The 26,779-nt window shown below is 30.0% G+C and carries 28 protein-coding genes; 15 read left to right on the top strand and 13 right to left on the bottom strand.

Going from position 1 to position 26,779, the window contains the following annotated elements; genetic code table 11:
• A complete protein-coding gene (locus tag ELQ09_RS00535; protein WP_063674786.1) occupies positions 1-714 on the top strand; it encodes an EI24 domain-containing protein in 714 nt (237 codons plus the stop codon).
• Here ELQ09_RS00535 and tilS read toward each other — a convergent pair.
• Together tilS and rimO are read right to left on the bottom strand one after the other, a co-directional pair.
• Positions 697-1,662: a tRNA lysidine(34) synthetase TilS gene (gene tilS, locus ELQ09_RS00530; RefSeq protein ID WP_070316813.1), complete on the bottom strand. Its 966-nt coding sequence runs from the start codon at positions 1,660-1,662 to the stop codon at positions 697-699. The genes ELQ09_RS00535 and tilS overlap by 18 nt on opposite strands.
• A complete protein-coding gene (gene rimO / locus ELQ09_RS00525) occupies positions 1,652-2,971 on the bottom strand; it encodes a 30S ribosomal protein S12 methylthiotransferase RimO (protein ID WP_070316812.1) in 1,320 nt (439 codons plus the stop codon). The genes tilS and rimO overlap by 11 nt, the downstream gene beginning before the upstream one ends.
• 74 nt (positions 2,972-3,045) lie before the next feature.
• On the opposite strand from rimO, the gene ELQ09_RS08245 reads away from it, so the two are divergent.
• The 3 genes from ELQ09_RS08245 (at position 3,046) to prfB (ending at position 5,799) form a co-directional block, all read left to right on the top strand.
• The gene (locus ELQ09_RS08245) at positions 3,046-3,183 is read left to right on the top strand and encodes a hypothetical protein (RefSeq protein ID WP_166739815.1); all 138 of its coding nucleotides are present in this window, start codon (positions 3,046-3,048) and stop codon (positions 3,181-3,183) included.
• 43 nt (positions 3,184-3,226) lie between these two features.
• On the top strand, positions 3,227-4,621 hold the full coding sequence (locus tag ELQ09_RS08355) for a hypothetical protein (protein ID WP_243834163.1): 1,395 nt from the start codon (positions 3,227-3,229) through the stop codon (positions 4,619-4,621).
• Positions 4,622-4,701: 80 nt separating this feature from the next.
• Positions 4,702-5,799, top strand: coding sequence for a peptide chain release factor 2 (gene prfB, locus ELQ09_RS00515; RefSeq protein WP_002867022.1), 1,098 nt, complete (start codon positions 4,702-4,704; stop codon positions 5,797-5,799).
• Between the two features lie 130 nt (positions 5,800-5,929).
• Here the strand turns inward: prfB and ELQ09_RS00510 are convergent, their stop codons facing one another.
• The 3 genes from ELQ09_RS00510 to ELQ09_RS00500 all read right to left on the bottom strand — a co-directional run bounded on the left by ELQ09_RS00510 (position 5,930) and on the right by ELQ09_RS00500 (position 8,276).
• Complete coding sequence (locus tag ELQ09_RS00510) at positions 5,930-6,211, bottom strand: hypothetical protein (RefSeq protein WP_079862131.1); 282 nt, start codon at positions 6,209-6,211, stop codon at positions 5,930-5,932.
• 156 nt (positions 6,212-6,367) lie between these two features.
• Positions 6,368-7,486 carry a tRNA pseudouridine(13) synthase TruD gene (gene truD, locus ELQ09_RS00505; protein WP_134224841.1) on the bottom strand — a complete coding sequence of 373 codons (1,119 nt, stop codon included), beginning with the start codon at positions 7,484-7,486 and terminating at the stop codon, positions 6,368-6,370.
• Positions 7,455-8,276 (bottom strand): thiamine-phosphate kinase, encoded by an 822-nt coding sequence (locus tag ELQ09_RS00500; protein WP_070316807.1) that lies wholly within the window; start codon positions 8,274-8,276, stop codon positions 7,455-7,457. The genes truD and ELQ09_RS00500 overlap by 32 nt, the downstream gene beginning before the upstream one ends.
• Positions 8,277-8,362: 86 nt before the next feature.
• Here ELQ09_RS00500 and ELQ09_RS00495 point away from each other — a divergent pair, with 86 nt between their 5' ends.
• The 10 genes from ELQ09_RS00495 to ELQ09_RS00450 all read left to right on the top strand — a co-directional run bounded on the left by ELQ09_RS00495 (position 8,363) and on the right by ELQ09_RS00450 (position 16,059).
• Positions 8,363-9,436, top strand: coding sequence for a DUF5644 domain-containing protein (locus tag ELQ09_RS00495; RefSeq protein WP_070316806.1), 1,074 nt, complete (start codon positions 8,363-8,365; stop codon positions 9,434-9,436).
• Positions 9,433-9,816 (top strand): hypothetical protein, encoded by a 384-nt coding sequence (locus ELQ09_RS00490; protein ID WP_002870895.1) that lies wholly within the window; start codon positions 9,433-9,435, stop codon positions 9,814-9,816. The genes ELQ09_RS00495 and ELQ09_RS00490 overlap by 4 nt, the downstream gene beginning before the upstream one ends.
• Entirely contained in the window at positions 9,809-10,492 is a 684-nt protein-coding gene (gene rsmD / locus ELQ09_RS00485) for a 16S rRNA (guanine(966)-N(2))-methyltransferase RsmD (protein ID WP_070316805.1), read from the top strand. Before ELQ09_RS00490 ends, rsmD begins: the two co-directional genes overlap by 8 nt.
• Positions 10,493-10,550: 58 nt before the next feature.
• Positions 10,551-11,597 (top strand): flagellar basal body P-ring protein FlgI, encoded by a 1,047-nt coding sequence (locus tag ELQ09_RS00480; protein ID WP_070316804.1) that lies wholly within the window; start codon positions 10,551-10,553, stop codon positions 11,595-11,597.
• Positions 11,597-11,938 (top strand): hypothetical protein, encoded by a 342-nt coding sequence (locus ELQ09_RS00475; protein WP_002869194.1) that lies wholly within the window; start codon positions 11,597-11,599, stop codon positions 11,936-11,938. Before ELQ09_RS00480 ends, ELQ09_RS00475 begins: the two co-directional genes overlap by 1 nt.
• A 62-nt stretch (positions 11,939-12,000) precedes the next feature.
• Entirely contained in the window at positions 12,001-12,198 is a 198-nt protein-coding gene (flgM, locus tag ELQ09_RS00470; protein WP_002792053.1) for a flagellar biosynthesis anti-sigma factor FlgM, read from the top strand.
• Between the two features lie 41 nt (positions 12,199-12,239).
• Complete coding sequence (locus ELQ09_RS00465) at positions 12,240-12,674, top strand: flagellar protein FlgN (RefSeq protein ID WP_070300822.1); 435 nt, start codon at positions 12,240-12,242, stop codon at positions 12,672-12,674.
• A 9-nt stretch (positions 12,675-12,683) separates the two neighbouring features.
• A complete protein-coding gene (gene flgK, locus ELQ09_RS00460) occupies positions 12,684-14,510 on the top strand; it encodes a flagellar hook-associated protein FlgK (protein ID WP_088303592.1) in 1,827 nt (608 codons plus the stop codon).
• 16 nt (positions 14,511-14,526) lie between these two features.
• Entirely contained in the window at positions 14,527-15,291 is a 765-nt protein-coding gene (locus ELQ09_RS00455) for a TIGR02757 family protein (protein WP_134224842.1), read from the top strand.
• A 3-nt stretch (positions 15,292-15,294) separates the two neighbouring features.
• A complete protein-coding gene (locus tag ELQ09_RS00450; RefSeq protein ID WP_070300830.1) occupies positions 15,295-16,059 on the top strand; it encodes a TSUP family transporter in 765 nt (254 codons plus the stop codon).
• On the opposite strand, the gene ELQ09_RS00445 is transcribed toward ELQ09_RS00450, so the two are convergent.
• Positions 16,031-17,248 carry a hypothetical protein gene (locus tag ELQ09_RS00445; RefSeq protein ID WP_134224843.1) on the bottom strand — a complete coding sequence of 406 codons (1,218 nt, stop codon included), beginning with the start codon at positions 17,246-17,248 and terminating at the stop codon, positions 16,031-16,033. The two genes, ELQ09_RS00450 and ELQ09_RS00445, sit on opposite strands and share 29 nt — an antisense overlap.
• A gap of 95 nt (positions 17,249-17,343) precedes the next feature.
• On the opposite strand from ELQ09_RS00445, the gene ELQ09_RS08475 reads away from it, so the two are divergent.
• Positions 17,344-17,478 carry a hypothetical protein gene (locus tag ELQ09_RS08475; protein WP_257841183.1) on the top strand — a complete coding sequence of 45 codons (135 nt, stop codon included), beginning with the start codon at positions 17,344-17,346 and terminating at the stop codon, positions 17,476-17,478.
• 37 nt (positions 17,479-17,515) lie between these two features.
• Here the strand turns inward: ELQ09_RS08475 and ELQ09_RS00440 are convergent, their stop codons facing one another.
• Genes ELQ09_RS00440 through nifJ form a run of 7 tightly spaced genes read right to left on the bottom strand, consistent with a single transcriptional unit; the run spans position 17,516 to position 26,720 of the window.
• Positions 17,516-18,697: a type II secretion system F family protein gene (locus ELQ09_RS00440; protein WP_070316801.1), complete on the bottom strand. Its 1,182-nt coding sequence runs from the start codon at positions 18,695-18,697 to the stop codon at positions 17,516-17,518.
• Positions 18,694-20,253 (bottom strand): GspE/PulE family protein, encoded by a 1,560-nt coding sequence (locus ELQ09_RS00435; RefSeq protein ID WP_070316800.1) that lies wholly within the window; start codon positions 20,251-20,253, stop codon positions 18,694-18,696. Before ELQ09_RS00435 ends, ELQ09_RS00440 begins: the two co-directional genes overlap by 4 nt.
• Positions 20,243-20,830, bottom strand: coding sequence for a hypothetical protein (locus tag ELQ09_RS00430; RefSeq protein ID WP_002936491.1), 588 nt, complete (start codon positions 20,828-20,830; stop codon positions 20,243-20,245). The genes ELQ09_RS00435 and ELQ09_RS00430 overlap by 11 nt, the downstream gene beginning before the upstream one ends.
• Before the next feature lie 3 nt (positions 20,831-20,833).
• The gene (locus ELQ09_RS00425) at positions 20,834-21,442 is read right to left on the bottom strand and encodes an ATP-binding protein (protein ID WP_070316799.1); all 609 of its coding nucleotides are present in this window, start codon (positions 21,440-21,442) and stop codon (positions 20,834-20,836) included.
• Positions 21,435-22,847, bottom strand: coding sequence for a pilus (MSHA type) biogenesis protein MshL (mshL, locus tag ELQ09_RS00420; RefSeq protein WP_002862130.1), 1,413 nt, complete (start codon positions 22,845-22,847; stop codon positions 21,435-21,437). Before mshL ends, ELQ09_RS00425 begins: the two co-directional genes overlap by 8 nt.
• The gene (locus tag ELQ09_RS00415; protein ID WP_002862131.1) at positions 22,825-23,136 is read right to left on the bottom strand and encodes a hypothetical protein; all 312 of its coding nucleotides are present in this window, start codon (positions 23,134-23,136) and stop codon (positions 22,825-22,827) included. Before ELQ09_RS00415 ends, mshL begins: the two co-directional genes overlap by 23 nt.
• A gap of 23 nt (positions 23,137-23,159) precedes the next feature.
• The gene (nifJ, locus tag ELQ09_RS00410) at positions 23,160-26,720 is read right to left on the bottom strand and encodes a pyruvate:ferredoxin (flavodoxin) oxidoreductase (protein WP_134224844.1); all 3,561 of its coding nucleotides are present in this window, start codon (positions 26,718-26,720) and stop codon (positions 23,160-23,162) included.
• Positions 26,721-26,779 lie beyond the last annotated feature (59 nt).

Below are 26,779 nucleotides of genomic sequence, written 5' to 3'. Positions count from 1 at the left end.
TTGGATATTTTAAAACTTGCGATCAAAGATTTTTTAAGTCTTAAATTTTTAAAATTTGCCTTAATTCCTTTGATTTTTAGCCTTGTGCTGATGCTTTTTTTAGGAGTACTTGGCTTTTCGGCTTTGCTGGATTATTTTAATTCTTTATTTAGCGTTGGAGAGGATTCGTTTTGGGCGTGGTTTTATGCCCTTCATTTTGTGCAAATTTTAATCACCATCATAAGCTTTTTATTTTCAGGTTTTATTGTTGTTTTTGCTTCGGTTTTTTTAGCCCTTTTTATCACTTCTTTTCTCACTCCTTTTATCGCTAAAGAAATCAACCAAAAATATTACCATTATGATAATACAAACGAAGTTTCAACCCTAAAAACTATCTTTGAAATTTTTAAAATTTTTATAAAATTTATAGGGATTTTTTTACTTTGTACCTTGGCTTTATTTTTACCTTTTATCAATATTTTTGTATATTATCTTGCCTTTTATTATCTCTTTCACAAACTTTTAATGATTGATGTTACAAGCACGATTTTAGACAAAGAAAGTTTTAAAAGCTTTCTTTCTGATTTTTCGCCTTTAGAGTTTAAATTTAGCACTCTTTGTTTTTATCTACTCTCATCAGTGCCACTTTTAGGACTTTTTTTGCAAGTGTTTTTTGTGATTTTTCTCACACATTTAGCCTATCAAAGAATTTTAAAATTAAAAGCTAAGGCTTAAAATATCGATTTTGTGATTATACAAATAAGCTCTTAAAAGTCTTGGAATTTTAGCTATTCTGCACTCTTCTTTGAAATTTTTGGGTAATTTTTGACAAGTTTCATACTCAAAAACAATAGCTTGTTCATTTTTATATACAAGTGCTATTTTACCACCTAAAACACAATCGCCCTTTAAAAACTCCTTTCTTTGTGCCGTACTTAAAAGTAAACCTTTCATTTTCACCGCTCTAGCAATCAAACTTTCATTTTTAGGGCAAATAAGAAGTCCTTGAACTTCTTTGATATTTTCAAAGTCATAAAGTTTTTTCCTATCTTCATCAAGATAAGAAAAGCTTCTTTTTAAACCCTGATGAAATTCGCTCACAAAGGCATTAGAGAAATTTTTTCTTATATAATTTCTAAAATATTTTTCATTTTCATTGCTTTCATCATGGAAATAAAAAATATCTTTTTCTTTTAAAAAAGATGAAATTTCATCTTTACTTATAAAGAGTAAAGGACGTAAAAGTGTATAATTTGATCGTTTTTCACACTCTTGCATACCTAAAATTTCAGCCAAACCTGCGCCACGAGAAAGTTGCATCAAAAACCATTCAAATTGATCATTTAAATGATGAGCTAAAATAAGATGATCATAATCTTGCTCAAGACAAATTTTTTCAAAAAAATCATAGCGAAAATCTCTGGCTTTTTTTTCAAAATTACTTTGAAATTTAGGAGCCTGTTTTATGAAAATTTTTTTATGAAATTTCAAAGCAAGTTCTTTGGCTTTTAACTCTTCTAAATCACTATTTTTTCTAGCTTTATAATTTATCATCACAAGATCAAAGTCGATCTTTTCTTGCATTAAAAGATAAAAAAGCGCACTAGAATCACTTCCATAAGAAAAAGCGAGTAAATTTTTACCCCTTTTTAAAAGGGCTAAAATTTCATCTTTAATTTGCATCTACTTTTCTTAAAGCCTTAGCAAGGAGCTTTTTATCAAGGTTTTGTAAAATTTCACATTCATAAATTTGCCCCATTTCTAAATTTCCACATTCACTTTCATTGATAAGAATTTCCCCATCAATCTCTCTATCCCATCTTAAATCTTTAGCTGCGATAAAAAACTCTCCCTCGCTACTTTCTCCTGTGCAAACTACTAAACGCTTTTGCCCTACTTCTTTTTCAAAACTTTTTTCTATCACTTCATCAACAATTTTTTCTATGATTTTAAGTCTTTTATTGATCACTTTAAAAGGCACTTGCTCCATATCAAAAGCAGCTGTATCTTCTTCCTTAGAATACGCAAAAACACTCACCCTATCAAAACCAAAGTCTTTAACAAACTCACAAAGCTCTTCAAAATCCGCCTCACTTTCACCTGGATGCCCTACGATAAAACCCGTGCGTAAAAAGCTATTTGGCGCACTTTTCATTAAATTTAGCATTTCTTTAAGTCTTGTGCTATTTGCCCCACGCTTCATGATTTTAAGCATATTATCACTTATGTGCTGCAAAGGCATATCAAAATAATTTACAAAAATTTCAGAAGCTATAATGCGTTTGATCAAAGCTTCACTCGCACTCGTAGGATAAAGATATAAAATTCTAGCCGCTCTTATACCTTTGATTTTTTCGACCTCATCGATTAAGCGTATAAGCCCATCTTTTTCACCCTTATCAAACAAATAAGAACTCGTATCTTGTGCAATAAAAGAAAAGTCCTTATAACCTCTAGCTACCAAATCTTTAAGCTCAGCTATAATGCTACTTATTTCGCGAGATTTTAACTTGCCTTTAAAACTTGGGATAGCACAAAAAGAGCATTTTTGATTACAACCTTCGGCGATTTTTATAAAAGCATGGAAATTTGAACCTGTGATAATACGTTTAGAATTTTCACTTTGCAAATAAGTCGAATTTGAAAATAAATTTGTTTTTTTAAGTATCATTTCGTCGATTCTTTCATAATCACCCACACCTGTGAAAAGATCAACCTCAGGAAGTTCTTTCATAAGTTCTTCGCGGTAACGCTGCATCAAACAACCCGTAACCACCAAAAGAGAATCTTTTTTTCTTTGTTCGTGCAAATCCAAAATCGCATTAATGCTTTCTTTTTTTGCACTGTCGATAAAACCACAGGTATTTACGATCAAAACATCGGCTTTACTTGGTTCATCGCAAAGCTCATAAGCACTAAGGCGTCCTAGCATGATCTCACTATCGACTAAATTTTTATTACAACCTAAAGACATAAGATAAAGTTTTGACATTTTTCTCGCTTTTTTAAATTTTTTGATAAAATAATTTCTTAAAATCATATCAAAATAATAATTAGGAAAAATTTATGAATGAAAAAAATGTAGTTTTATTAGGTGGAAGTAATTCTGTAATGGTAAATGGGTTGCAAAAAGGATTAAAAGAAGGTATTGAAAAATTTAATACCACTGTCAACAAGGAGCAGGAGAAATTAAAAATTTTATAATTTAGCCTTGGGAGCATCTTCATCACTACAAAATTTATACGAGTTGAAACGCGATAGAAATAAAACTATACTAAAAAATGCCGAACTTATTATTTCTGAATCAAATGTAAATGATTCTTGGTCTTATAATAATATCGAAATTTATGAAATTGTAAAATCATTTTTTACAGAATTAAGTTGTTTGAATAGTAAAATATTGATTCTGATACTACCTTTTTTTAATTACAATTCTAAAGTCATTAACCAAATTCACAAAAAATTAGCTCTAAAATTTAATTTTAATATCATCGATATAAATAACTATTATGAAAAATTTAATTTAATTGATTTTTCTTTTTTAAGAGAAAAAGATGGCTCTCATCAATTTGATATAATTTACTCACAATTAGGAAATAGTATTATTAATAATATAGAAAATTTTTTAACAAACAATACACATAATACACACAGTTCAACCTTTCATTTTAAAATTTGCGAAGCAGATGCATTGGAAAATTTATCAAAAAAAAATATCATGTATTATCGCTCTAATTCTGCTTTTAATGAAAAATGCATAAGGTTATTTGACTCCAATCTACTAAAATTTCCAAATAAATATAAAGGGTTTAAGCTGATAGGTTATCACTGTTGGACAACAGAAGAAGATGCAAATATTTGTGTTTCACCAAATTGGTTAGAAAGACGAAAAATTACAAGCAATATTCTTATTTATAATAAAAATGGTGAGATTTTATTAAAACCTTGTCTTGATAATATATTTGTTGATATATATTCTTCCATTTGCATTGATGAAGATACATACATTAAAGTTAATAAAGATTCATTATCTTATTGTGATTTCATTGCATTTTTTTTAACCTATCCAAAAAAACATATTAATAATAATTTAAACTTTGAAAAATTACAAAATATTAACATAAAAATTCCAAAAAAATATAATTTTAATCACTTAATTCCCCAAATAGAAATTTATAAAGAAATCATTAATGAATATCATTTTTATAAGGATAAATCTACCTTATCACAAGAAAATCTACTAAATTTCCAAAATAACTACGGAAAAGCCAAAACAAGAATTCAAAACCAACTTTCTTATAAACTAGGACAAGCTTTGATTATAAATTCTAAAAGTGTATTAGGTTTTATATCTTTACCTTTCATAATATTAAGTATTGTTATTTCACATAAACAAGAACAAAAGGCTTATAAATTTAAAGTAAAGAAAAATCCAAATTTAGCTTTACCTCCTTTAGAAACTTATCCTGATTATAATGAAACTTTAAAAGAAAAAGAATGTTTTACTTATAAATTAGGAGAAGAATTTATTAAGGCTAGTAAGAATTGGTATGAGGGGGGGGGGTATATCAAATTTATCTTCAAAGATGTGCCTAGGTTGAAGAGGGAGTTTGGGAAGAGGTCAAATAAGAAATTTTCTTAAACATTCACAAAAGTAGCAATAGATTTTTTAATGTAAAATTTGCTAAAATAATACCTTAAAAATGAAGAAAGAAAATTTTTATGGATAATTACGAATTTAGCGAACTTTTAAAAACTTTAAAAAACAAAGTCGGCAACATAGCTTCCATCATTAAGCCTGAAAATATCCAAACAAGGCTTAAAGAAATTGAAGAGCTTGAAAATTCTCCTTCTTTTTGGAGTGATGTAAAACAAGCAGGGATCATAGGAAAAGAAAAAACCAAAATTACCAATCTACTTAAAAACTATGAAAATGCTTTTAACGCTCTAAATGACGCAAGCGAACTTTTCGATCTAGCCAATAGCGAAAACGATACAGAAACGCTTGAAGCTTTATTTAATGACGCGCCAAAACTTGAAGATACCATCACAAGTCTTGAAATTTCCATGCTTTTAAGCGGGGAAAATGATGGTAAAAATGCCATTGTTTCTATTCACCCAGGTGCGGGCGGAACGGAAAGTAATGACTGGGCAAGCATACTTTATAGAATGTATTTAAGATTTTGCGAAAGAGAAGGTTTTAAAGTCGAAACTCTAGACTTTCAAGAAGGCGAAGAAGCAGGGCTTAAAGATGTGAGCTTTTTAGTTAAAGGCGAAAATGCTTATGGTTATTTAAAGGCTGAAAATGGTATCCATCGTTTGGTAAGAACTTCTCCTTTTGATAGTGCAGGACGCCGCCATACAAGCTTTTCAAGTGTTATGGTAAGCCCTGAACTTGATGATGATATAGAAATTGAAATCGAAGAAAAAGATATAAGAATAGATTATTACAGAGCAAGTGGTGCAGGCGGACAACATGTTAATAAAACAGAATCAGCTGTGAGAATCACGCATTTTCCAACTGGTATAGTTGTACAATGCCAAAATGACAGAAGTCAGCACAAAAACAAAGCTACCGCTTTTAAAATGCTAAAATCTCGCCTTTATGAACTTGAACTCATGAAACAACAAGATAGTGCTAATGCTGGAGAAAAAAGCGAGATAGGCTGGGGGCATCAAATCCGCTCTTATGTGCTTTTCCCTTATCAGCAAGTTAAAGACAATCGCAGTGGAGAAGCTTTTTCTCAAGTGGATAATATCCTTGATGGGGATATCAAAAAAATGATAGAAGGTGTTTTGATTGCTTTGAAAGCGGAATAACAGGCTTAAAATAAGTAATTTTCATATCAGTATAAAAAAGATAGCGGGAATTTCCCGCTTATTTTATTTTAAACTCCACGCCCTATAGCATTTTCTATTTTACAATTTTCTACTTTATTATCTCCACAAATTAAAGCCCAAAATTCTCTTTTATCGTTTTTATCTTTATTGACATTAATATCATATATTGATAGCCTTTAATGGTGCTATAAAGTTGAAAATCTTTTGATTTTAAATATTTATATCTTTTATCATCAAAATTTTTCAAAGTTTCAGAAAAATAAAATTCCATATTAGCATTATTGTTTTTTGTTTTAATTAATTCAAAACCTTTTTCTACAAAAGGATTTAATTCGTTTTTATTAAATTCCACAAAACGATCATCACCGCCACAACCTATAATCAAAGTCATAGCTCCTAAAGCTAAAACACTTGTTAATTTTTTCCATTTTTTACTCCTATTTTAAAAATTAAATTAATATAATTATACCTAAATTTAAAATTTAAATATCATTTTTTGCAATAAATTCTAAAGTAAAAATCACATAAAATTTAACTCATAATCATTTCACTCAAACAAATTTTTATGCAAAATTTCTTCTAAAACTACAGTGGCATAAGAGCCTTTTTGCAAGAAAAACTCTATACAAAAATGAGCTTTTTCTTCATCATAACGCCATTTTAACTCTTCTAAATATCCCCACATAAAGCGTCTTGAACCTTGCATTTTAGCCTTAAACTCCAAAGCATCTTTAAAAATTTCATTTTCTAAATTTAAGGCCAAACCCTCTCCTGTTTCATAAGTCTTAGCACCGATTAAAAGCCCCATGGCACTTATATCTCTTGCTCTAAAACGTTCAAGCTCAGCGCTTAAATCCTCGCATAAAAAACACTTTCCAAAAGGATAATGCCCTAAAACTTCGCCTTTTAAAAGCTTAAAAAATTGTTCTTGTTTTTTAAGTTCCTTAGCTTCTTCTTTAGAAATTTTATAAATTTGAACTAATTCTTTTTCACTAAAATCATTTGCAAAATGTGATAACTCCACTCTTTTACTCAAATAGCGATTAAAAAGCTCACTTTGAAAAGCTGAAATTAAAAACTCTTTCATTTTGACATTTTTCATCTTTCTACCACGCAAAATTTCAAGCCCTTCTTTGTAATTATCCCCAAATTTTCCAAAACGCTGATAGCCAAAATAATTCGCAAAACCTTGTTTATCCAAATTCATCAAAGCTTGTTCTAGTTTTAAAGCATCGCTTGGTAAAACTTTTTTTAAGCGTATGAAAAAAGAATTTCCTTTTAAATGGCCTATTCTTAGCTTGTTTTCATGGGTAAAAATTTCTAAAATTTTAAGTTTAGGATGAGAAAAATTTGACAAAAAACTCTCAAATTTTTTAGGCATAGAAAGGTATTGAAAGGTTGATCCTTGCTTGTCTTTAAGCCCTGCATAACCAAAATCTCTTATTTTAACCCCGCTTACTTCGCTTAAAATTTTTAAAGCTTCATTTGTGGTTAAATCTTTTTTATTGATATGCAAAATAAGATGCTCACCCTTACCGCTAAATTCATACAAAGGTCTTTCACGCACTACAAAATCATCGCTATTTTTACTAAAATACGCATTAATAGGGCTGTGTTTTAAACTATACAAAGGCTTAAAAATGATGTTCTCTTCCGCTAAATTCATATTTTCCTTTCACTGCTTTTCCAAAGATATTTAATTTCACGCCGTGTTTTTTGGCTATTGTTTCTATATTTTGCCGTTCTTTTTCATCAAAAGCAAATAAAATTTCATATTCTTCTCCACTATAAAGCGTATAATCATCAAGTTTTTTAAACCAAGAAATACCGCATTTATTTAAAGCTAAAAGTCTTGATAAATCTTTGCTTAAACCATCTGAAATATCCATAGCACAAGAAATTAAAGGTGCGATTTCATAAAAAAAACTAGCTCTTAATTTTGGCTTTATAAATACATGGTTTGGTTTTAAAGTACCCCCATTTTGCAAAATTTCAAGCCCTTTTAAACTTTGCCCTAATTTTCCTGTATAAGCAAGTAAATGTCCTTTTTTTAAACCTTTTCTAAAAACAGCTTTATTATTGATCTTTGAAATAATAGTAAGACTAATGTCTATTTTATCATTGCTTATAGTATCGCCGCCTATGATTTTTATATTAAATTTCCTAGCTGTTTTTAAAAAACCTTTTTGCAAGGCTTTGATCTCATTTTCACTTAAATTTTTTGGTAGAGCAAGTCCTAAAAGTACGTATTTTGGCACAGCATTCATCGCAATAGCATCTGAGATATTAACAAGCATTGCTTTTGTAGCGATTTGCTCTAAGCTAAACCACTCTCTTTTAAAATGCACATTTTCAAAAAACAAATCCTTGCTAAAACACCAATCATCGATAATAGCTCCATCATCGCCATTTTTTTCATTTAAAAAAGCTTTGATAATAAAATCTTCTTTGTTCATAATGCGTGATTTTATAAAATTTCCTTTTAAATTCTAGTGAATTTTAGAAAAATTTTATATAATATAGAAATATTTAAGGAAAAACCATGAAAAAATTAGAATTAAGAATTTTTAGATTTGATAAAACCAAGGATTATGAGGCTTATTATAAACCCTATGTTTATGATAATTATGAAAATTTTGCAAGTTTTTATGATTTGCTTTTGCAAGTTCAAGATGATGATATTTATTTTGATTTTGATAAAGATGAAGATACTTACATAGTTGTAAATAAGCAAATCATACCACTTTTTACACCTTTAGAAAAAATAGCAAAAGAATTTGATTTTAATCTTTGTATCGAGCCTTTAAGCACAAAAAGAGCCATTAAAGATCTTATCATCGATAAAAATGATTTTTTAGACAAATACAAACATCTTGAAAAATTTGGCGATGAAGAAGATAAAAAGCTTTATGCAAAATATGATTATTTATATTATGCAAGTGAAATTTTAGACTATCTTCCTGAATATATGGGCGATGGAGTGTTTTATTTAGCTTCAAAAATGATAGAAAAATATCCTGAAAAAAAGATAGAAATTTTAAAAACTCTAGCAGATAAAGAAAAAGGGATTTTTTATCATCTTCAAAGCAAAAATGAAATTTTAGAAACAACGATCAAAAACCTACAAAATGAAATTTTAAATTTAGGGCTTTTTGATAACAATATTTTACACTTTGATTTACCTAAAACTAATGCTTTTGATAATGAGATCAAAGAACTTAAAGAAATTAAGCATAATTTTAAAGATTTCAATGTGGCTTTTTATGGTTTTAATGCTTGTAATACTTTAAAATCCAAACTTAAAGCTAAATTTATTTCCTATGAAAATAGCACAAAAAATAATGGCTTTACTTTGCTGAATTTAAATCCCACACTAAGCTATAAAATGGCTGCAGATATTGTTTTAGATGCTTATGATAGCGGGGCTGATTTTATGGTAGTAAAAGAAGAAAAAGATTTTTATCTTTTTGATACTTGTGCTAAAAAACTTATGCAAACAAGCAAAAGAGATTTTGAAGACTTTTATATTTTAAGTCGTTTTGAGTTTTTAGCCCTTATCCAAGGCATACAAGCCCCATCATTAAAAAATCACACTTTAAAGGTTAGTTTGATATGAAAATCTCTTTAGAATGTAAAGATCTCATCATAGAAAAAACTTTAGAACTTTTTTTAAAAGATCATTTAGTGATGAAAAAAGATTGTGATTTTATTATTAGCGATGAAAAAATTCACACCGCAAAACCCTTATTTATCATCTCTAAAAACTCTCCATTTTTAAGCGTACCATTTAGTAAAGAAGCCCTGTTTGAGTCTTTAAATGAATTTGATAATGCCTTAAAAGCAGCAGCTTTGCAACTTGCACTTGAACAAAAAAGACTGCTTGAAGAAAAAATTGACGCTATTGCCTTAGAATTTAAAAAAGATTATGAAAATAAAATCGATCTTGCCATAAAAGATCTTAAAAACAAACTCGTAAAAGCACTTAATGATGAATGATGAATTTATAAGCGTTAAAGACTTTTTTAATCATAATGAAAAAAGAAAAAAATTTCTTCAAAAACAAGAAATTAGCTCCCCTAAAGAAAAAATAAAAAAAGTCAAAGAAATAAAGCTTTATACAAATATAGAAAGTGGTAAATACAAGGGAAAAAAACTACTTTTACCTAGTCTTACAACAACAAGAAGCACTAAAAGCATAGTAAAAAGTTGTGTTTTTAATGTAATAAGAGAAGATTTAAGAGATAAAATTTTCATTGAAGCCTTTGGTGGAAGTGCTTTGATGGCGGCTGAAGCACTAAGTAATCATGCTTTAAAAGCTTATGCTATAGAACTTGATATAAAAGCTTATAAAATTGCTTTAGAAAATGCCAAAAACATAGATCCAAATTTAGAAGCAATCCATGCAAATACTTTTGAAATTTTACCGCGACTCATAGAAAATTCAAAAAATGAAATCATCTTATATCTTGATCCACCTTTTGATATCAGAGAAGGTTTTAGCGATATTTATGAAAAAATTTATCATTTTTTAGAAAATTTAGATTTAAAGACTTTAAATTTAATCATTTTTGAACACCACTCAACCATAAAAACTCCCGAAAAAATCCAAAATTTTCAAAAAATCAAAGAAAAGAAATTTGGATCAACTAGCTTAAGTTTTTACTCTTTTTAACTCACTTGGAACACTTTTTGCTTGATCTATCATCAACAATAGATTAAAGGAAGAATCCATGAGAGTTGTAACGATATTTTTACTCTTTATGACAAGCATTTTTGCAGTGCAAATCAAGGATGTAGCAAACACTGTAGGTGTAAGAGATAACCAACTTATAGGTTATGGACTTGTTGTAGGGCTTAATGGAAGTGGCGATGGAACAAGCTCTAAATTTACACTACAATCCATCTCAAACCTTTTGCAAGGTATGAATATCAAAGTAGATCCTAATGATATCAAATCAAAAAATACCGCAGCTGTTATGGTTACAGCCAAACTTCCAGCCTTTGCAAAAAGCGGAGATAAACTTGATATTACCGTTTCATCTATGGGTGATGCAAAATCTTTACAAGGTGGAACACTTTTACTGACTGCACTTCGTGGGATTGATGGTGAAATTTATGCCATAGCACAAGGCTCTATCTCAACAGGAGGTTTAACACCTAGACCAGGAGGAGCAGGTTCTCACTCAACTACTGCAACTGTAATGGGTGGAGCTAATGTAGAAAGAGAAATTCCACAAAATTTTAGCCAAAACAATGATCTAACCTTAAGTTTAAAAGTAGCGGACTTTAAAACCGCAAACGATATAGAAAGGGTTTTAAATACTGTCTTTGCCGAAGAAGTGGCTAAAGCCATCGACTCTCGCACAGTAAAACTCAAAAAACCTGAAGATCTTTCAAGTGTTGATTTTATGGCAAAAGTTTTAGAACAAGATATAGCTTATAAACCACAAAGCAAAGTTATTATCGATGAAAGAACAGGAACAGTGATTGCTGGAGTTGATGTAGAGGTAGAACCCGTTTTAATCACTCATAAAGATATCACCATAAAAATAGATCCAAACAATAACGCAGTAGCTAATCAAAATGAAATCGATATGAAAGATGGTGGTTTTGTAGATCCAAGTTCAAATACCTTAAGAATCAACAATGCAAAAAGCACAGTTGCAAATATAGCTAGAATGCTTAACAAACTTGGAGCAACCCCAAATGACATTATCGCTATTATGGAAAATTTAAAGCGTGCAGGTGCAATTAACGCGGACTTGGAGATCATCTAATGAAAGTTGATAATTTTTTAAATACTTATAGTATGAATAGTGCTTTACTTGATCGTGCGGCTAAAGCAAGAAGCTTAGAATCAAGCATCAAAATAAATGACAATGATATAGTTACAAAAACCAAAGAAGATGAAGCCTTGAAAGAACAAACAGATGCCTTTGAAGCATTTTTTTTAAAGCAAGTTTTAGATGTATCTTTAAAAAGTCAAAATTCACTCTTTGGAAAAGATGCCAGCGATGAAATATACTCTTCCATGTATAATGATACCATGAGTAAAGCTTTAAGTGGAGGTATGGGTTTTTCAAAATTATTATACGATTTTTTAAAAGAAAGGGGTTAAGTTTTTTAAATTTGGGTCGATATGGTTTGTAGAGGATTATAACTAAGATCAAGGAGGCAGAAATGATCAATCCTATACAACAAAGTTATGTGGCAAATACCACATTAAATACAAATAGAATAGATAAAGAAACTAAAACAAACGATACTCAAAAAACGGAAAATGATAAAGCGAGTAAAATCGCAGAGCAGATTAAAAACGGTACTTATAAAATCGATACAAAAGCTACGGCTGCTGCGATTGCTGACTCTTTAATCTAAAACTTTCATTCTCTTTTTTTTGAGAGAGAAAAGGAGAAAATATGCTTAAACAAAGACTTGATGAAGTAAATGCTATCTTAGCAAAACTTATTGCTTTAACCGAAGAAGATATAGAAAATATCAAAGTGGCTAAACATGAGAGTGTAACGCCAAGTGTAGAAGAAAAAAACAAACTTATCGCCAAATTTATTACAGCTAAAAAACAACTTGATGTTGCCTTGGTTGAGCTAAATAATAGCTCTACAAAAGGGCTTAGCGAACTCTTAGATGATGAAGATAAACAAAAACTAGATCTACTTAAAAAAAATCTTCAAAACCTTCATAGTAAAAACAAAGAGTATGCTAAATTTGTTCTTATTGTCAAAGATTTTCTTGATGGCTTAGTAAATAAAATGTTTGATATCAATGATGGAACAAATAATGCTTATGGAGATAAAAAGACAAATCCAGAGTCAATTTTCAAGATCAATGTATAAGGATTTATAATGGGTATTTTTGGAACATTATACACAGGTGTTACAGGCTTAAAGGCAAGCGAAGTTCAAATCGCAACAACTGGAAATAATATCTCAAATGCTAATGCAACTTTTTATACACGCCAAAGAGTGGTGCAAACTACAAATGGGTATATTACCACAGGTGGAGTTCAAGTAGGCACAGGAACTGCTATAGAAAGTATAGTACGTTTGCATGATGAGTATTCTTATTATAAATTAAAAGGTGCATCAAACCAACTAGAATACACTAAATATATGGCCTCAACCTTACAAGAAATCGCTCAGCGTTTTCCAGACTTACAAAATACTGGAATTTTGAAAGATTTAGAAAATTATAACAAAGCTTGGAATGATTTTGCATCTAACCCCAATGAAAATGCCACAAAAATAGCCCTTGTAAAAGCTTCTCAAACCTTAACAGAAAGCATTAATAACACTTTTGCAACCTTGGATAAAATCCAAAAAAAAGTAAATGATGATATTAAAAATACGGTTGATGAGATTAATAGAATTGGCGAAGAAATTGCCACCATAAATAAACAAATTTATGGACAAGAAGCCTTACCAACAGAACACGCAAATGAGCTTAGGGATAGAAGAGATGAACTTGAACTCACTCTTTCAAAGCTAGTTAGCGCAGTTGCAAGTAAAAATGAAATCAATCAAGATAATCGTCTTGATACAACCATCACTGATCCAGGACATCAATACAATCTAAGTATAGAAGGTTTTAGTATAGTAGATGGAATAAATTTTCATCCTTTAAAGCTTGATTATGATGATAAAAATAAATCTTATAGCATTTATTATGAAACTCCTGATGAAAAAGTTCGCGATCTTACTGCCAAGATTAGCGGTGGACAGCTTGGTGCTCAACTTGACTTACGCGGTAGAAACTATAGCAAAAGCGAAGGAAAATATGAAGATGGAATTATCCAAGGTTATATGGACTCTTTAGATACTTTTGCTAAGACCATGATCAATGAAACTAACAATCTTTATGCGAGTTCTGCGAAAAGTTCTGTCACTTCTGATTATCTATCTGGGCTTAAGGGAGATATTCCTTTAGTTAATTACGATAGAACCATACAACCAGGAAGTTTTGATATAGTCATTTATGATGATAAAGGCGATAAAAAACTCACCAAAACCATCACCATAGATGTAAATACAACCATGAATGATATCATGCGTCAAATCAATGCTAATACAGATGATAATGACAATAAAAATTCAAACGATGATGTTGATGATCATATCAATGCAAGTTTTAGCTACGATGCAAAAACTGGAGATGGTTTATTTCAAATCAATGCAAAACCAGGTTTTAAGGTAGCCATTGAAGATAAGGGTACAAATTTCGCAGGTGCGTTTAGTATAGGTGGTTTTTTCAGCGGAACTGATGCAAGTGACATGAAAGTAAAAGATTCCATCTTAAATGATCCAAGTACAGTAAGAGCAAGCTTAAATGGGGTTGATAGTGGCAATGACATGGCAAATAAAATCATCCAACTTCAATATGAAAAAGTTAATTTTTATAATGAAGATGGCACCATCGATAATCTTACCATGGAAGAATATTACCGCAAACTTACAGGTAAAATAGCCTCAGATGGTGAAAATAACAATGTCGTAAATTCAAGCAATGAAACTCTTTATAATTCTGTTTATAGCGAATACCAATCTAAAAGTGGTGTAAATACAAATGAAGAATTAGCCGCTCTTATACAATACCAATCAAGTTACGGTGCTGCAGCAAAAATCGTCTCAACCGTAGATCAAATGCTTGATACCTTACTAGGGCTTAAATCTTAAGCTCTAGTAATATCAAGTGAAAAATTTTATCCATCTTAAAGCTAAGCTTGATTTTTTAGCCAATCAAAAAAATACCAATCATTCTCTTTTTGAAACTCCAGATCCTTTGCAAATTGCTAAAATTCACAATGATGAATTTATTGCCTTAATTTGTGCTTTATTTGCCTATGGAAATGCTAAAAATATAGTAAATTTTCTAAAAAAACTTGATTTTTCTTTATTAAACCTTCAAGAAAAACAAATAAAAAAAGAACTTAAAAATTTAAAATACCGCTTCCAAAATGAGAAAGATATACAAGAAATTTTTATCACTCTTTCAAGACTGAAAAATGAAATTTCACTCTACGAACTTTTTTATCAAGCCTATCAAAAAAGAGAAAATACCACAGATGCCATCTTAGCTTTTATGCAAAAAATCAAAACCTTAAATTCATATTCAAGTTATGGGTATGATTTTTTCTTTGGAAAAATTTGGCAAAACAGCCCTACTTCACCTCTTAAACGCTACAATATGTATCTAAGATGGATGGTTAGAAAAGATGAACTTGATCTTGGACTTTTTACCAAAATTCACACCAAAGATCTTTTAATTCCACTTGATACACATACACATAAAATTTCCTTGACTTTAGGACTTCTAAAGCGTAAAATATATGATTATAAAAGTGTTTTAGAACTCACGCAAAATTTAAAAAAATTAGATGCAAATGATCCCATAAAATATGACTTTGCACTCTATCGTTTAGGACAAAGTAAGGAAATTGACAAATTTAAGGAGTGAAAAATGGGCTTTGAGCACTTAGATATGATTTATTATTTCATACTTTTTTTTGTAGCCCTTTTTGCTGGTTTTATAGATTCTATTGTAGGCGGAGGAGGACTTATTACTCTACCAGCACTCATAGCCTGTGGAATTCCTGCGCATTTATCCTTAGCAACAAACAAACTCCAAAGCGTCTTTGGTTCTTTTACGGCTACTTTAACTTATTTTAAATCCACTACTCTACCTCATCTTGTTTGGGGTGTTTTTTTTACAGCTTTAGGAGCAGCTATAGGAAGTTATAGCGTTCTTTTTGTAAAAGATGAGCAATTAAAGCTTATTATCTTAATCTTTTTAACTCTTACTTTCTTATATACAGCCTTACGTCCTAACTTAGGCAAACACGAAAGTGAACCTAAAATAAAAAATATCAAAATTTTTCATTTAATTTGTGGCTTAACTTTAGGATTTTATGATGGATTTTTAGGGCCTGGAACGGGTTCATTTTGGATTTTTGCTTGTGTGATGCTACTAGGTTTTAATATGAGAAAAGCAAGCATTAATACTAAAATTTTAAATTTCACTAGTAATATTATTGCCCTTGCTATATTTTTATGGCAATACGAACTTTTATGGGCTGTAGGCTTGCTTATGGGCGTAGGACAAGTTTTAGGAGCTTATTTAGGCTCAAAACTTGTATTAAAAACTAATGGAAAGTTTATTAAAACTTTATTTTTAATTGTTGTAGGAGCTACTATCATTAAAGTAGCTTGGGATTATTTTTCTTAAAATCTTTTTTAATTTTTAACACTTCAAAATAAAAATTAATATATCCGCCTTTATACCAATTTTTATGTGCTTGTATCAAAGCATTTCCTAGTTTATATGAAAAATAATTTTTATATCTTAAGGCCTCTTCATAATCGCTAAAATTTTCTAAATCCACCCTATTTTTGGCTAATTTTTTATGAGCTTTAGAAATTTTTATAAGCACAAAGGGCATTTTTAAATATCCTTTGAAGCTTTTTGAATTTTCTATCATTGCTATACCTAACTTATAAGAAAGATGATTTTTCACTAAGCATACTGCTCCTAAGGGCTTTGATATAAAATTTTCTTGTTTTGTAAGATTTTCAAATTGTAATTTTGAAAAAGGCGTTTTACTTTCATCTTTATAAAGCTTGCACTCACTTGTATCACTATCTTTAAACAAAGCAAAACGATTTTTATGGGTATTATTGTAAATATAATCATATAAAAATTCTAATTTTTGCGCTGCAGTTTCGAACTTTTCAAGCTCTGCTTCAATCAAACTTGGATCTAGAAATTTATCTTTTTCAAAATTAAAAATAAAATCATTTTTTGACATATTTTGATACTCCCCAACTTGTTTTTTTGTTAAATGAGGTGTATGATCTCTAGTCCAAAAATTATCGCTTTTTATAAACTTTGAAGGATTTCCCGCATAAATGGAATTTGAAAATTTCACTCCACTATTTACACTTCTTGCCCCTAAAATGCATCCACTCGCTGCAAAACTTCCTTTTAAGATAGCAAGTTCTCTCGCACACCAAATATGATCGCCCATATAGATACTTTTACCAACATTTATACGTTCATAACTTTCACTAAAAATCATATGATGATCAGTTGTATCTAGCCAAATTCCCCATGAAAACATACAATCGCTGCCTATAATAATATTTTTACTCTCAAAAACACCCATATGTACGCCGTTAAAAGAAGTATTATTTCCAATATAACAAACACTATCATTAGATATTTTAATATTTCCACTTCCTGCCTTGTCGCCTATAAAAACTAAAGAATTATTTTGGCAAAAAATAATATTAATAGAAGAAGAAGCGCCTGCAAAAAAGACTATGTTGTTGTATCCTTTAAATTCTAGCTTTAAATTTTTTTGTAAAGATAAATCTCCATAAATTATATTGCCTTTTTCATCGACAGTTTTTAACATCGATAAGTCCTATTTTTTAAAATTTTAGTCCTAAATTTACCTTGTTGTCTTTTAAAGCATTTAAAGATAAATTTAATAAAAATTTTGGATTTTAAATGACACAAAGAGATATAGCTGGAAAACTTGATATAAATGTCAAAACCTTACGCAAGTGGAAAAAAGATCGCCCCAAGGTTTATAAACTTTTAATGATAGGTTTACCAAGCAGAAACTTTGCTTCAAAAACTTAAAAATGAATGTAAAGAATTAGAAGATCTCCTAAAATAATTAGATAAAATTTATACCCGAACTAAGCTCCCACATAGGTAAAAATATACCTAAAGCCAAAAACAAAACTAAAAGCGCCACAAATAAAGTCATCATAGGCTCTAAAAAAACCAAAAATCTATCCATTAAATTTTCACTTTTTTGTTGATAATATTTGGCAATTTCTTCACTTAACACTTCAAGTCTTCCACTTTTCATCGCAACGCTAAGCATAGAAAACACCAAAGAATCAAAAATATCAATCTTTTTAAAAGCCTGACTTAACTCAAGACCAGAATCTATAAAACTAAAAAGTTTTTTATACTGAAAAATTAAAAATTTATTTTCAAGCCCTATAATAGCTAAATCAAAAGCTTTAGATATTGAAATTCCATTTTTTAAAAGCAAAGAAAAAACCATAAAAAAATAATAATTTTGATTATAAATAATCAAACGAGAAATCAAAGGTATTTTTAAAAATAAAAAATCGCAAGAAAAAGCAAAAGAATGAAAATTTTTATAAGCTAAAATAAGCATAACAATAAAAATAACAAACAAAAATATGCAAAAAATTCCATAGTCATCTAAAAAATTATAAATTTCTAACATTACATGCGTGATAAAAGGCAAACTCGTGCCTAAATTTTCAAATAAATCTTTAAAATTAGGCACTACAAAAAGCATTAAAAACAAAAATGCTCCGATAATACTTAAAAAAACCAAAGTAGGATATCTAAAAGCCTTTTTTAATTGTTTTTGAGTCTCTAAGCTTTTTTCTCGAAGTTTAGAAATTTGACTAAACACTTCGCTGATTTTTCCTGTCTTTTCAGCCGTTTTAATCAAGGCTAACTCCGCACGATTTAATCCAAAATTAGCATTTTCAAAAGCTTGATTTAGATTTTGAGCTAAAATTAAATTGTCTAATATTTTTTTCATAATCTTGCAAGAATGCATAAGATATAATTCTCTAATCGCTTCTTGAACACTTAATCCAACTTCACACAACAAAGCCAGCTCTTTAAAAAAGAGTATAAAATTTTCATCTTTTAATCTCTGAAAATTAGATTTTTGAATTTCTTTTATATTAATGATTTTCCAATTCTTTGATAAGGCTTTTGCTTGTGCTGTATTTAAATTTTCAGCTTTTATAGTTTTTGTATAATTTTGATTGTTTTTAAGAAATTCTACTTCATAAAATTTCATCTTACAACCCTTAAAAGCTCATCTATACTTGTAAGACCTTCTTTGGCTTTTTTTAAACCTTGTTCAAACATAGTTTGAAAACCATATTTTTTTGCAAGCTCCATTAAAATCGTTTTATCTTGATTTTCCCTAATTGCACAAGCTAAATCTTCATTGATCTCTAAGCACTCAGCGATTAATTCTCTGCCAAAAAATCCACTATGATGACAACGCTCACATCCTTTTGGTTCAAAAAATTCACCTTCAAATTCAATATAATATTTTTTGCTTTTTTGCTTACACCAAGGACAAAGTTTTCTAACCAAACGCTGTGCTATAACAAGACTCAAAGCCGATGCTATCAAGTAACTTTTTGCTTGCATATCCAAAAGCCTATCAATGGTACTAAGAGCATCATTAGTATGTAAGGTGCTTAAAAGCAAATGACCTGTTAAAGAAGCTTTAAGTGCAATATCTAAACTTTCTTCATCGCGAATTTCTCCTATCATGATAATATCAGGATCTTGCCTTAAAATTGCTCTTAAAACACTATTAAACTCGACTCCAACTTTTGAATTGAGCAAAATTTGCTGCACTAAAGGAATTTTATACTCTATAGGATCTTCTGCGGAGATAATCTTTTTTTCAATACTTTTCAACTCATTTAAACACGCGTATAAAGTTGTGCTTTTACCACTACCTGTAGGGCCGGTTAATAAAATCATTCCATTGGGACGATGTAAAATCTTTTTTAAAATTTCTAAATTTTTATTTCCAAGATTTAGTTTATACAAATCCAAAATTTCTTTATCATGTTTTAAAATTCTTATAACAACACTTTCGCCATAAATCAAAGGCAAACATGAAACACGAAAATCATATCTTTCATTTTCAAAATCTAATTCAAAACTTCCATCTTGCGTTTTTCTTGATTCAGCTAAATTCAAACAAGCTAAAAATTTGACATGAAAAACCAAAGCTTCATAAATATCCTTCTCAAAAATAGCAAATTCACGCAAAATTCCATCAACCCTAAATCTAATCAAAGCGTCATCATTCCTTGCTTCTATATGAATATCACTCGCATGAAAAGATAAAATTTCATGTAATAAAAAATCAAAAATTTGACTGATGCAACTTTGATCATCTCTTTTTTGATTTTCTTGCCATTCAAGTCTAAGCTTAATGCTTAATCTTTTAATCTCCTCTTGAATGCGAATTTGATTTAAAATTTTAGCTATCTTTAATTCATCGGCAATTGCAGTGTCGATTTTTTCACAAATCATAAAAGTCTTAACTTGCTCTAAAAGCTCTAAAGAACAAGGTTTGGATCTAATAATCATAAAGCCGTCATTGTTTTTAATAAGCAGAAATTTAAATTTTAAAAGTAAAGAAAAAGGTATACCTTCATCAATAAAATCATTATCTTCATCTAAATCAACAAAATGTAAATTACAAAAATTTGCTAATTTTTTAAAAAAATCCCAAGAAGTGATATTAAATTTAGTGCAAATTTCATCAAGACTTATTTCATTATCAATATAAGCTTGAAAAATTTTATCCATTCTACTTTCCATCTAATTCCATTAAACCATAATAATTTATATAAGCATCTAAAGCACTTTGAGCTTCTTTTTCTTCGCCTAAAGCTCTTTTAGCCTGAGCAAAAATCAGCCAAGAATCTTGTTTTTGCTTGTCAAGTTCATTGGCTTTTAAAGCCCAAAATATTGTCTTTTGATAAGCTTTAATATCAAAATACTTCTTAGCTAGATTTAAAGCCTTTTCATAGCTTGGATTTTGATAAAAAGATTTTTTTAAATCAGAAATATTTAAAATTTTAGAATCAATTTCTATCTTACTAATATGTGTATTTTCCTGCACCGCTTTAACTTCTTCTAGTTCTTTATATAACTTTTCCCTAGAAATCTTATTTTTTTCTTGTAAAATTTGCGCTTGAAGAATCTTTTGCTCTAAATGCTTTTTATGTTCAATAGCTTGCAAATAAATATTTTTTTGCTTATTATATTTTTGCATTAGCACAAAAAAACAAAATGCTATAACTGATATTAAAATAACTAACAATAAATATTTTAAATATTTTTTAAGTAAAAAGTATTTATACCTAAGCTCAAGCTCTTTAATTCTTTCTTGCATATCTTACCTTAATAAGCCATTCTCTAAAGCACTAAGCTTTAAAATATACTCTTGACTTTTATTTTTATCAAAAAAACTATTTATCTCATAAAAACTTTTTAAAGTTTTATCAATATATCTTAAATTTCCTTGAGAAATTTTTTGTAAAAACTTAAGACATTTATTTGAAAAATTCATTCCGAATTTCAATTTAATATAATCATCAAGCTCTAAAAGACTAATATTTTTCAATTCAAAACAAGCACTTAAACGACTTTTAAAATGCTCTTTTTTAAGTATATTTAACTTTTTATGAGAACTTAAAACAAAACTTATAGAATCACTATAAATCCTAATGCTTTCTAGCATTGCATAATCATACATTCCTACTTCATCAAGAATGATTAAACTCTGACCTTGTGAAATCAAAAACTCAATTTTTTCTTTTAAGAAACTCTGATCTTTAAAATTTTCATTAATAAAACCAACATTATATTTTTTTGCCAATCTTTGCAACAATACACTTTTACCGCTACCACTTTTTCCCCATAAAAAAATAAAAGCTTTTTGGCTTTCTAAAATTTGATTGATTTGATGAAAAATTTCTTCTCTAAATGGAATAATTTTACTCATAATGCTTAAATCCTAGATCTTTAAGACTTGGAGCGTTTACACTATCTACTATACTTGGAGTGATAATAAAAACAATTTCGGTTGCTTTAGAATTTAAAACTTCTCCTTTAAACAAAGAACCTAGGATTGGAATTTTTGATAGAAAATTGATAGAATTTTTCTCATTAGATTTATCGTGAGAAATCAATCCACCTAAAATTAAAGTTTGATTATTCTCTACTTGCACAACACTAGAAAGCTTTTTTTGTATGGTATCAGGAGCAATAGTTCTTGGTTCTTTTTGTCGTTTATTATCTTCTGGATACTTAAAATCACTTAAGCTTGGATTAATCCTAAGCATTATTTTTCCATCATCAGAAATTTCAGGCAAGATATTGAGTAAAATGCCTACAAAAATAGAATAATTATTATAACTTTCACTAACAGTAGTCCCATTTTCAGTACCTTTAGAACTTTCTTTAACTTGATAATTTATAGTATCGCCTACAGAAATAATGGCTTGTTGGTTATTTAAAGCCATAAGCTTTGGATTAGAAAGCACGCTAGTTTTTCCATTTTGAGAAAGAAAGTTAATAATAGAATCAAAATTTAAATTCGCCCTTAAACCCAAATTCTTAACAAAACCTTGCCCATTTTGAAACTGAATAAAAGAATTTTCATTATTTACTTGTGAATTTAAACCTATATTAAAATTTTGCCAATTAATCCCACTAGAATGGCTTTCATTTAAACTCACAGCAAGTATACTAACATCGATAATAACTTGTTTTTTAAGACGATTTTCTAGTTTTTGCAAATAATTTTTCACACTTTTTAACTGAGAATTTGTTCCAGTTACTATAATAAGACCTGCATTGGGATTTATAATGGGAGTTTTAGCCTCATAATCTTCATGAGAATTTTTTAATAATACAATAATCTCTTTTTCTATATTTTGCCAAAAATCAAATTTTTCCATACTTTTAATCATATTGTCTTCTGCGTCATCAAAACTACCGCTATATTCACTTTGCCTTGGTTTAGCGTCTACAGACGCTTTAGTTATGCTTTGTCCTTCTCTGATAGAAGTGATATAACTTATCTTAAAAATCTTCGTATTAATGCCTGAAATTCTTAAAATTTTACCATCAAAATCATAGCTAAGATCATGCTCTTTGATAAAAAAATTAAAAATTTCGTCTAAACTCATTTGATGAATATTGACAGAGTTTTGCAACGTTTCTAATTTTTCTTTGGCAATTTTATCTTTAACAATAATACTAAAAGAACAATATTTTGCAAGCTCATCAAGACTTTCTTGTATGCTTAATTTTTCATTAATACTGATATCAAAAAGACGCTTTTGACAATCTAAAGCATAAAGATAATGGCAAAAAAGAATGTTAATTAATATTAATCTTATCATTTTTATTTATTTGGATTGCAATTTCTAAATTATCATATTGGAATTTAATCTCTTTAGTATTTATTTCATGTATTATAGCATCATCAATCATATCACCTTTTTTATACCATCGATCATAAATTTTTACTTTATCAAGCATAATTGCAGTAATTTTAATATGTCTTAATTTTTCAAAAGTAGGATTCACAAATGGGTTTTGAAGAGTATTAAAATTTATGCGATTTTCTTTATCTATAAGTTTAAAATACTCTTCAAAATTATCTTGTGCAAACAAAGTGCTAAAACACAATGTAGCACTAAAAATATATTTTATCAGCTTTCAACCTCATTGCTATAATCAGCCATAGCGATACGCTTAAGCTGTCTATAGCGACGTTGAGCGTCTTTTTTATTGCGTTCAAAAAGCTCAGCAGCGTGTTCAGGATTTGCTTTTTTAAGTGAATTATAACGCACTTCATTCATTAAAAATTGCTCATATAAATCCCAATCAGGCTCTTTTCCTGTTAGAGTTAAAGGATTTTTTCCTTGCTCTTCTAAACGAGGATCAAAGGTATAAAGTGGCCAATAACCACATTTTGTAGCAAGCTCACCTTGCTCTCCTGAGTAACCAAGCCCACCTTTAATACCATGAGCTATACAAGGAGAATAACAAATCACCAAAGATGGTCCATCATAGGCCTCAGCTGCAGTGATAGCTTTGATAAGATGAGTATAATTTGCCGTTGAATTTACTTGTGCTACAAAAATATAACCATAAGTCATAGCAATTTGACCTAGATCTTTTTTCTGTATAGGTTTGCCTGCTGCTGCAAACTGTGCTACAGCTCCTGTTCTAGAAGATTTTGAACTTTGACCGCCTGTATTAGAATAAACTTCTGTATCAAGCACTAAAATATTTACATTTTCTCCACTTGCTAAAACATGATCAAGTCCGCCATAGCCTATATCATAAGCCCAACCATCACCACCAAAAATCCAGTGAGATTTTTTACTTAAATACTGTTTAAGCTCTAGTATATCTTGCACCGCTTTAATATTTTTATTTTGCTCTAAAATAGGGATCATTTTATCTTTAATTTCCACAGACATAACACCATTGTCTTTATTTGCAATCCAATCTTTAAAAAGGGCTGATAAAGCATTTGGAACTTCTTGCATACTTTCATTCATGATATGTTCAATGCGGTGTCTTGTGTTTTCAGTTGCAATTTTCATACCCAAACCAAACTCAGCATTGTCTTCAAAAAGTGAATTTCCCCAAGCAGGACCATGTCCATTTTTCACACTTTTTCTATAAGGAGTTGATGGAGCTGAACCCCCATAAATAGAACTACATCCTGTCGCATTAGCCACAATCATTCTTTCACCGAACAATCTTGTAATTAAAGTAATATAAGGAGTTTCCCCACATCCAGGACATGCCCCATGGAATTCAAATAAAGGTTGGGCAAATTGTGCTCCTTTTGTGGTTTCTTTATTTAAAATATCATCTTTATAAGTGATTTCTTTAAATAAATAATCCGCATTCTCTTGCTCACCAAAATCCATCTCTTCTTGAAGTGGTACCATAACCAAAGATTTTTCTTTAGTAGGACACTCATGAACACAAAGCTCACAGCCTGTACAATCAAGTGGAGAAACTTGAATTTTAAAGCTTAATTTTTCTCCTTTAGTTCCTTTAGCTTCTAAAGCATGATCTTTTACACCACGAGGTGCATTTGCCATTTCTTTATCATTGATCAAAAATGGCCTGATAACAGCATGTGGACAAACTGAAGCACATTGATTACATTGGATGCAATTTGCCTCTATCCATCTTGGCACCATAACCCCGACACCACGTTTTTCGTATTCGGTTGTGCCGTGTTCAAAACTTCCATCTTCATAACCTAAAAAGGCTGAAACAGGTAAATCATCGCCCTTAGCTGCGTTCATAGGTTTTACGATTTTTTCAACAAATTCAGTACCTTTATAGGCATTGGTTTGTTCTTTTTCTTTAAGTTCTAAATTTTTCCAATTTGGATCCACTTCAACTTTTACAAGTCCATCAGCACCCACATCAATAGCCTTGTAATTCATTTCTACAATAGCATCGCCTTTTTTACTATAAGATTTATACGCAAGCTCTTTCATGTATTTTTGTGCGTCTTCATAAGGAATGATTTTTGCAAGTTTGAAAAAAGCTGATTGCATAATGGTATTTGTACGATTTCCCAAACCTATATCACGAGCTAGTTTGGTTGCATTGATGATATAAAAATTTACTTCTTTTTCAGCTAAAGTTTTCTTTACTGCATCTGGAAGTTGTCTTATGGTTTCTTCAGCATTCCAAATACTATTTAAAAGGAAAGTTCCGCCTTTACGAATTCCTGCTAAAACATCATAAATTTCCAAATAAGCCGCTACTGAACAAGCGATAAAATGCGGAGTTGAAACAAGATAAGTTGAACGAATAGGTTTTTTAGAAAATCTTAAATGGCTTCTTGTATAACCCCCTGATTTTTTAGAATCATAAGCAAAATAAGCTTGAGCGTAAAAATCCGTTTTATCTCCGATAATTTTAATCGAGTTTTTATTTGCACCCACAGTTCCATCAGCACCAAGTCCGTAAAATAAACATTCGATCGTACTTTCATCTCCAAGTGAAATTTTCTCTCCAGTACTCAGTGAAGTATGAGTTACATCATCAACTATACCTACAGTAAAGCCATCTTTTGGATTATCAAGTTTAAGATTTTCAAATACTGCTATCATTTGAGCAGGATCAACATCCTTTGAAGAAAGTCCGTATCTTCCACCCACTATAACAGGAGCATTTTCTCTTCCATAGAAAGCTGATTTTACATCAAGATAAAGTGGCTCCCCAAGACTTCCTGGTTCTTTGGTTCTATCTAAAACTGCGATTTTTTTCACTGATTTTGGCATAACATCAAAGAAATATTTTAAACTAAATGGGCGATAAAGATAAACTTTTAAAATCCCTACTTTTTCACCCTTAGCATTAAGATAGTCCACTACCTCTTCAAGTGCTTGAGTTACAGAACCCATAGCAACAATCACACGCTCTGGCTCTTTGTGACCATAATAAGTAAATGGTTTGTATTCTCTACCTGTAATTTTTGAAATTTCTTGCATATATTCATTAACAACATCAGGCAAAGCATCATAAAAACGATTGCTTACTTCTCTAGTTTGAAAATAAATATCATCATTTTGTGCCGTTCCGCGTGTTTTTGGATTTTCTGGATTTAAAGCATTATTTCTAAATTCAAGCAAAGCTTCTCTATCTAATAATCTATCAAAATGCGCATAATCCATCACTTCAACTTTTTGAATTTCATGGCTTGTTCTAAAACCATCAAAAAAATGTAAAAATGGCACTCTTCCCTTAATCGCAGCTAAATGTGCTACACCAGCTAAGTCCATGGTTTCTTGCACAGAATGCGAACAAAGCATAGCAAAACCAATTTGTCTTGCCGCATAAATATCTTGATGATCACCAAAGATAGATAAAGCTTGAGCAGCCAAAGAACGCGCTGCTACGTGGATTACACAGGGGAGTAATTGACCTGCTATTTTATACATATTTGGAATTTTAAGGAGTAATCCTTGAGAAGCTGTATAAGTTGTAGTCAAAGCCCCAGCCTGTAAAGATCCATGCACACTACCTGCAGCTCCTGCTTCACTTTGCATTTCTACGATTTTTACAGGAACTCCAAAAAGATTTTTTTTGCCTGCAGCTGCCCACATATCGGTGTAATCAGCCATAGGAGAACTAGGTGTAATAGGATAAATTCCAGCAACTTCAGTAAAAGCATACGCAGCGTATGCAGCAGCCTCATTTCCGTCCATAGTTTTCATAATTTTACCCATTGAGACCTTCCTTTATATTGATAATTTTTATAATTTTTTAGCTATCAATTTACTATAAA

Source organism: Campylobacter sp. CH186 (assembly GCF_004378925.1).
Taxonomy (GTDB): Bacteria; Campylobacterota; Campylobacteria; order Campylobacterales; family Campylobacteraceae; genus Campylobacter_D; species Campylobacter_D jejuni.
This window is presented reverse-complemented; position numbering and strand designations above follow the sequence as displayed.